Origin of the sequence: Paractinoplanes hotanensis (assembly GCF_023717965.1) — a bacterium.
Lineage (GTDB): Bacteria > Actinomycetota > Actinomycetes > Mycobacteriales > Micromonosporaceae > Actinoplanes > Actinoplanes polyasparticus.
Genome location: NZ_JAMQOL010000040.1, coordinates 142,910 through 149,824 on the forward strand (window position 1 = coordinate 142,910; position 6,915 = coordinate 149,824).

The following is a 6,915-nucleotide window of genomic DNA, read 5'->3' on the forward strand; positions in this document are numbered from 1 at the left end:
GAGAGTCAGAAACGCCGTGTCCCAACGCACGGGTTACGGTGCCTTGCATGTATGGGGAGGACGTGCTCAAAGGGGAGTGGCGGCGGCGCCGGGTCGTGCCCGAGGTGGACGCCGAACGCGACCTGGTCGTGGAGGACGCGGATTCCGGGTTCTGCGGGGCGGTCGTGGGGTTCGAGCTGGGCGCGGTCGTGCTCGAGGACAGGCACGGCAAGCGGCGCAACTTCCCGCTGGCGCCGGCCGCGTTCCTGCTCGACGGGCAGACGGTGACGCTGCGGCGGCCGTCGGCGGCGCCCGCGCAGGCTCAGCGGAAGGTGACGGCCTCGGGGTCGATCGCCGTCGACAACGTGCGGGCGCAGGTGGCCAAGGCGAGCCGCATCTGGGTCGAGGGCATCCACGACGCCGCGCTGGTCGAGCGGATCTGGGGTGACGACCTGCGGATCGAGGGCATCGTGGTCGAGCCGCTGGACGGGATCGACGACCTGGCCGGCGCGGTGCGGGAGTTCCGCCCCGGGCCGCAGCGGCGGTTGGGCGTACTCGTGGACCATCTCGTCCCCGGCAGCAAGGAGAGCCGGATCGTGGACGCCGTGACGGATCCCGACGTGCTGGTCACCGGTCACCCGTACGTCGACATCTGGCAGGCCGTGAAGCCGGAGCGGGTAGGACTGCGGAAATGGCCGGTGATCCCGCCCGGGCACCCCTGGAAGGAAGGCATCTGCGCGGCGGTGGGTGTACGGGAACCGGCCGACATGTGGCGGCGGATCCTGTCCTCGGTGAGCAGCTACAAGGACGTCGAGACGCCGTTGATCAACTCGATGGAGCGGCTGATCGACTTCGTCACCGTGCCATGACCTGACCCAGGCGCCGGGCGGCCTCGGCCAGCCGGTCGGGCGGGTTGGCGGCGTAGCCGAGCACCAGGCCGGGCGGGCCGGGAGTCATGCGGTGCCACGACAGCGGGTGGACGAGGACGCCGTGCTTCGCCGCCCGCTCGGCCGTCCGCGTGTCCGGCTCGTCGCCGTCCAGCATGATCAGCAGATGCAGGCCGGCCGCCACCCCGGTCACCCGGGCCCGCGGCAGGTGGACGCGCAGGGCGGCCAGGAGCGCGTCACGGCGGCGGCGCTGGCGGTTGCGGACGTTGCGCAGGTGTCGCTCGTAGTCGCCGGTCGCGAGCAGCCGGGCCAGCACCAGCTGCGGCAGCGCGGGGTTGCCGAGGTCGCTGTCGTGCTTCGCGGTGAGCAGGGCGGGCTGCATCCGCCGGGGGGCGATCAACCAGCCCAGGCGCATCCCGGGCGCGAGCGATTTCGAGACACTTCCCGCGTACGCGACCTGGTCCGGCGCCGAGCCCTGCAGCGCGGCCACGGGGGCGCGGTCGTAGCGGTGCTCGGCGTCGTAGTCGTCCTCGATGATCGTGCCGCCGGCCGCGGCCCACGTCAGCAGGGCGCGGCGGCGGGCCGGGCCGAGCACTACCCCGGTCGGGAACTGGTGGGCCGGCGTGAGGACGACCGCGGCTTGGGTGAGCGCGTCGACGACCAGGCCCTCGGCATCGACCGGGACCGGCTCCGGGCGTACGCCCCAGTGCGCGAGCTGGTCCCGCGCCCCGCGTGACCCCGGATCCTCGACGGCCACGGTTCGCGTCTCGAGCGTCTGCGCGAGCAGCGCCAGCGCCTGGGCGACGCCGTTCACCACGATCACGTCGTCGGGCTCGGCCCGGACGCCGCGGGTGCGGGCCAGCCAGCCGGCCAGTTCGGCTCGCAGGCGCGGGGTGCCGCCCGGGTCGCCGTACCCCAGATCGGCCGCGGTGATCTCGTCGAGAACCGCCCGCTCGGCGCGCAGCCAGGCCGTGCGGGGGAAAGCAGCGAGATCGGGAACGCCGGGGGACAGGTCGACATCGATGCCGTCGGCCGGCGGCAGGGGCAGGCGCAACGTGTCGAGCGAGCGGCGGCGGTCGGACGGGGCGTCGCGGAGGTGCGGATGTGCCACGATCGTCGTGCCGGCGCCGGTGCGGGCCTGCGCGAGCCCCTCGTCGATGAGCCGCTGGTAGGCGTCGACGACCACGCCGCGCGAGATCCGCAGCTCGGACGCCAGCAGGCGGGTGGCGGGCAGCCGGGTTCCCGGCGCGAGGCGGCCGTGCGACACCGCCAGCCGGAGCCCGTCGGCCAGCCAGGTGGTCAGGCCCTTGACGGGCGCCTCCGCCGGCCGCAGCTGCAGGAAGTCCGATCCGGAAATTGGTCCCCCTCGGTCCCCATGGATTGGTCCTTCAACCCGGACCATATCCCGGCCAGCATCGTTGGTGTGAAGACAAATTTCCTGCCCGCGCTCGCCGGTGCGACCGGCATGGCCTTCGTCGGCGGCAGCGTGGCGGTCTCCGGCTTCCTGGCCGACGCGCCGTCCCTGACCGTTCAATCGCTGCGGTACGCGGTGGCGTGCCTGCTGCTCGTGCTGTACGCCCGCCTCGCCGGAAAGCGGATCGTGCGCCCGCGCGGGGCCGAATGGCTGTGGCTCGCCGGCGTCGTCGTGACCGGCATGATCGTCTTCAACGTGGCCCTGGTGCAGGGCTCGAAGCACGCCGAGCCGGCCGTCCTCGGTGTCGCCGTGGCCTGCGTGCCGCTGCTGCTGGCCGTGGCCGGACCGCTGCTCGAAGGCGAGACCCCGGCCCGCCGCCTGATCGTCGCCGCGCTGGTGGTCACGGCCGGCGCCGCGCTCGTGCAGGGCTTCGGCCGCACCGACGGCATCGGGCTGCTGTGGGCGCTGGTGACATTCGCCTGCGAGGCCGGCTTCACCCTGCTGGCCGTCCCGGTGCTGGGACGCCACGGCCCGCTGGGCGTCTCGGCGCACTCGACGTGGATGGCCGCCGTGGCGTTCGGCCTCGGCGGGCTCTTCGGCGAGGGACCGACGGCGGTGCTCCGGCTGCGGCTCGACGACGTGCTGGCCGGCGTCTACCTGGCCGTCGCGGTCACGGCGGTGGCGTTCGTGCTCTGGTACACGTGCGTCCAGCGGCTGGGCTCGGCCCGGGCCGGACTGCTGACCGGCGTCGCCCCCGTCTCGGCCGCCGCCGTGGGCGTGGCCGTCGGCGGTCCGATGCCCGGCCTCGCGGTCTGGCTGGGCATCGCCGTGGTCGCCGCCGGCCTGGCCCTCGGCTTCCGCTCAAGCCCCGAGGTTTCGCTGCCCACACCGGAAACGCCGTCCCGAGCCTTTGATCTTGTCCCCTGAGCCACCGCCTCCCCCGCCCTCCCAGGGACGTGGCGGCGATGCTATGCCGACGTCAAGCGAACGGAAGCGGGTTATCCACAGGCACGGACTGCGCGAACAGCTTTGGTACACCGATTCGGGCATGATGGAGCCGCAAGCCTGATCGAGCTGGTGAGAGATGCCGGCCGACACCGAGCACGCCTGGAACCGAGCACGCCTGGAACCGAGCACGCCTGGAGAGGTTGGGAGGTGGGTCCGCTGAGCTCGTCAGATGACATCGCGAACGGAGAGACCGATCTCGTCATCCGTGCGATCGGACCGGCAACCGAAGGCGGGCGTCTGCCCTTGTCGGAACTCGCCCGCCTTGCTGGTGGGCTCCAAGCTTCGCTCGAGAGGATCGCACTCAGCATCAGCGGCGGCGCCACCAGACCTGGCCGGCGTCCCCGGGAGATCGTCGACGCCGTGCGGCTCGACTTTGTCGGATTCCAGGCGGGGTCGGCTGTTCTCAACATCGCGCGAACCGGACAGCTCAGCCTGGATGACCTCTTGAACAGTTCGCTCGACGTCTTGGCGGAGGGGCTCAACGGAATCCTCCGGGACCCGCTGACGCCGCCACCCCATTTCACCCCGCAGGTTCTCAACGGGATCCGCGATCTCGCCGGTGGAATCAGCGCGACGGGCGTAAGCCGCATAGAATTCTGGAGGGGCGGGGAAAGGCGATTCACGATTGACGAGTCGTTGCAGGCGGCGGTCCGATCGGTTCAATTCGAGCCGGTTCAGCAGACTGTCACTGTGGTCGGCCGGCTGCACATGGGTGACTTCTCGCCGGCTGGTCTCCGTTGTCGCATCGACACCTACGCTGGAAGCGTCCTCTGCGACTTCTCGCAGGACCTGCGTGATGCCGTCCTCGACGCCATGGACCAGATGGTCATGGCCGAGGGAACCGGGGAATTCGAGCCGAACGGCACGTCGGTCCATGTGCTCCACCTGACGCGGCTGGAGGCACTGAGCAGCGCCGAACCGAGGTCGCTCGACAGCTTGGCGCGGGAACAGCAGATCGAGCCGTTGAGTTCGCTGGACGAGCTCGGCGGCGCTCCCATCGAGGACTTCGACGAGTTCATCAGCGCTGTCCGATCCGCGCGGTCGGGCGACGAATGAAGTACGTGATCGTCGATACCGACGCTTTTTCGCACCTGTGGCAGAACCCGGCGGCGGCAAGCTGGTTCGCGTCCCATCTCATAGGCGCCGTGCCGGTGATCAGCTTCACGACAATCGCGGAGGTCCACTTCGGCGCCGCCAAGCGGAGTTGGGGCCCGAAACGCATCGACCAACTCGAAGAGGCGATCCGGCGTTATGTTGTCGCGCCGTACGATGACGACCTGGCTCGTCTCTGGGGGCGGCTCAAGAGTCATGCGCAGCGTGCTGGTCATGCGCTCGGCCAAAACAGCCAGACCAACGATTTATGGATCTGCGCGACGGCTATTTACCATAACGCGCCGCTACTCACGCTGAACCGCCGTCATTTCGAGAATTTCCCGGGTCTGGTCATACTTTCCTGACAGCACCGCCGATACGTGGAGTCAGGCGAGGTGCGCCGGGTCGCGGCTGAAGACGAACGTGGCGATGTCGATCGCGGTGACGCGGGACTCGTCGTCGCGGAGGATCTGCAGGACCTCGCCCTCGTTGTCGCCGTCGACTCCGCGCCAGCGGTCCGGGGCCTCGCGGGTGAAGCGTGAGCGGTGGTTGGGGCCGGTCATGACCAGCGCGTCGCCGTCCGTGGTGACCTCGAACTCGCGGCCCATCCACCACCAGCGGCCGACCAGCGCGGCTGCCTCGCCGGTGGGCGGGGTGGGCGGCAGCCACGGCGGGCGGGCGACGGGCTCGGCGTCGACGGCCGCCGTCAGCGCCGTGAGGGCCACGTCCTTGATGGTGGTGCCGGAGAGGCCGTACGAGTTGGCGAAGGCGACCACACCGAGGCGGCTGCGGCGGTGGACGGCGAACTGGGCCACGTACCCGGGCATCGAACCGCCGTGGCCGGCGAACACGCGCTCCCCGACCCGGTAGAGCTGCGGCCCGAGGCCGTGGCCGCCGGTCCACGACTCGAGGTCGCTGATCACCACCGGGGCGCACATCTCGTCGACCGTCTCGCGGGCCAGGACCGCCGGCGCCGGGTCGGTCCAGAAGGCGGCCCACTTGGCCATGTCGGTCAGCGTCGACCAGAGCTGGCCGGCCGGGGCCATCGCCCCCGAGTCCAGGCGGGGCTCCTCGTGCAGCGAACGGTCCAGCTCATGCACCACATAGCCCCGGGCGAACGGCTCCACCGGAGCGTACGTCGTCCGCTTCATCCCGAGCGGGTCGAGCACACGCTTGCCGGCCAGTGCCTGCCAGCTCTCGCCGGTGGCCTTCTCGAGCACGGCGCCCAGCAGGCCGTACGCCAGATTCGAATAGCGGTAACGGCGGAACGGCGAACCCGCGACCTTGTCGTAGCCGAGGTCGGCCAGCAGCTGGTCGACGTCGCCGCCGGCGTGCCGCTCCCACCAGGCGCCGTCCGGCTCGCGCTGCAGGCCCGACACATGGCCCAGCAGCTGGCGCAGCGTGACGCCGCCGATCGGGGTGCCGGGCAGATGCCGGTAGAGCAGGTCGTCGAGGGCGAAGAAGCCCTCGTCGCGCAGCTGCATGACCAGCGTGGCGGTGATCGTCTTGGTGATCGAACCCAGGCGGTACTGCGTCTTCGCGTCCGGGCGCGGATGCTCGCCGGTGAAGACCTGGTGCAGCACGGCGCGGTCGCGCACGACAGCCAGGACGAGCGACGGCGTACGCCCCTCGGCCTGGGCGCGCACGGCGATCTCCTCGACCCGTCGGCCGGTCTCCGGCAGCAGTGACACGGTGGACCCTCTCGATGTGTGACTCGTGGGTATAACTCTGCGCGGCCGATATGGCTACGCCGCCCGGCGGCCCGGATTGGGTGGCAGTTCGGTGACATTTTCCGCCAGGGAGCACGCAGCGTCGCCGGACGTGCGCGGACGTGTCACGATCGATGCGTGGAAGCCGTTCTCTGGATCGTGCTCGGCATCGCTCTGGCGATCGCCGAGGCTTTCACGGCCACGTTACTGATCATTTTCTTCGGGGTCGGGGCGTTCGCCGCGGCCGGCGCGGCCGCCCTCGGCGCGCCCTTCCTGCTCCAGGCCATCGTGTTCGTGGTGGTGTCCGGCCTGTCGGTGGCCACGTTGCGCCCGATCGTCAAGCGTCACGCCCGGCCCGCCATCGAGACGGGCGAGACCCCGTTCGGAGTCGAGGCGATCGAGGGCACGCAGGCCACCGTCCTGGAAGAGATCGACGGCGAGCACGGCATGGTCAAGATCGACGGCGAGCACTGGCAGGCCCGCTCGTTCGACGGTCACGAGAAGTATCTACCCGGCGAACGCGTCCGGGTCATCAAGGTCGACGGCGGCACGGTCATCGTGTGGCGCGACGATCTGCCCAACATATAGAGAGGGGTGCCATGGAAGCTGTAGTCGGCGTCCTCATCATCGTGATCGTGGTGTTCGCCATCGTCACGCTCCTCCGCTCCGTCCGCATCGTCCCGCAGCAGCGCATGGACGTGGTGGAACGGCTCGGCAAGTACAAGAGGACGCTCTCGCCGGGTCTGAACCTGCTGGTGCCGTTCGTCGACTCGGTGCGCAGCAAGGTCGACATGCGCGAGCAGGTCGTCTCGTTCCCGCCCCAGCC

General features: G+C 70.5%; 8 protein-coding genes. 6 read left to right on the forward strand and 2 right to left on the reverse strand.

Annotation, left to right across the window (positions count from 1 at the left end):
* The first annotated feature begins 47 nt into the window (after nucleotides 1-47).
* Nucleotides 48-848, forward strand: a complete 801-nt coding sequence (locus LXN57_RS28195; RefSeq protein ID WP_251801242.1) for a DUF3097 domain-containing protein — start codon at nucleotides 48-50, stop codon at nucleotides 846-848.
* Here LXN57_RS28195 and pdxR read toward each other — a convergent pair.
* Nucleotides 835-2,268, reverse strand: a complete 1,434-nt coding sequence (pdxR, locus tag LXN57_RS28200) for a MocR-like pyridoxine biosynthesis transcription factor PdxR (RefSeq protein ID WP_251801243.1) — start codon at nucleotides 2,266-2,268, stop codon at nucleotides 835-837. The two genes, LXN57_RS28195 and pdxR, sit on opposite strands and share 14 nt — an antisense overlap.
* Nucleotides 2,269-2,289: 21 nt before the next feature.
* On the opposite strand from pdxR, the gene LXN57_RS28205 reads away from it, so the two are divergent.
* The 3 genes from LXN57_RS28205 to LXN57_RS28215 all read left to right on the forward strand — a co-directional run bounded on the left by LXN57_RS28205 (nucleotide 2,290) and on the right by LXN57_RS28215 (nucleotide 4,745).
* Complete coding sequence (locus LXN57_RS28205) at nucleotides 2,290-3,207, forward strand: DMT family transporter (protein ID WP_251801244.1); 918 nt, start codon at nucleotides 2,290-2,292, stop codon at nucleotides 3,205-3,207.
* A gap of 228 nt (nucleotides 3,208-3,435) precedes the next feature.
* Nucleotides 3,436-4,344: a hypothetical protein gene (locus tag LXN57_RS28210; protein WP_251801245.1), complete on the forward strand. Its 909-nt coding sequence runs from the start codon at nucleotides 3,436-3,438 to the stop codon at nucleotides 4,342-4,344.
* Nucleotides 4,341-4,745 (forward strand): type II toxin-antitoxin system VapC family toxin, encoded by a 405-nt coding sequence (locus tag LXN57_RS28215; protein ID WP_251801246.1) that lies wholly within the window; start codon nucleotides 4,341-4,343, stop codon nucleotides 4,743-4,745. Before LXN57_RS28210 ends, LXN57_RS28215 begins: the two co-directional genes overlap by 4 nt.
* A gap of 21 nt (nucleotides 4,746-4,766) precedes the next feature.
* On the opposite strand, the gene LXN57_RS28220 is transcribed toward LXN57_RS28215, so the two are convergent.
* The gene (locus tag LXN57_RS28220) at nucleotides 4,767-6,071 is read right to left on the reverse strand and encodes a serine hydrolase domain-containing protein (RefSeq protein WP_251801247.1); all 1,305 of its coding nucleotides are present in this window, start codon (nucleotides 6,069-6,071) and stop codon (nucleotides 4,767-4,769) included.
* 156 nt (nucleotides 6,072-6,227) lie between these two features.
* Between LXN57_RS28220 and LXN57_RS28225 the strand changes: the two genes are divergently transcribed.
* Both LXN57_RS28225 and LXN57_RS28230 read left to right on the forward strand, forming a co-directional pair.
* On the forward strand, nucleotides 6,228-6,677 hold the full coding sequence (locus tag LXN57_RS28225) for an NfeD family protein (protein WP_251801248.1): 450 nt from the start codon (nucleotides 6,228-6,230) through the stop codon (nucleotides 6,675-6,677).
* Nucleotides 6,678-6,688: 11 nt separating this feature from the next.
* Nucleotides 6,689-6,915 (forward strand): SPFH domain-containing protein (locus LXN57_RS28230; RefSeq protein WP_251801249.1); only part of this gene is annotated, 227 nt, incomplete at its 3' end.

Excerpts from the sequence above, each read along its gene's own strand:
- LXN57_RS28195 (WP_251801242.1), top strand. The coding sequence starts at position 48 with ATGTATGGGGAGGACGTGCTCAAAGGGGAGTGGCGGCGGCGCCGGGTC.
- LXN57_RS28215 (WP_251801246.1), top strand. The coding sequence starts at position 4,341 with ATGAAGTACGTGATCGTCGATACCGACGCTTTTTCGCACCTGTGGCAG.
- pdxR (WP_251801243.1), bottom strand. The coding sequence starts at position 2,268 with ATGGTCCGGGTTGAAGGACCAATCCATGGGGACCGAGGGGGACCAATT.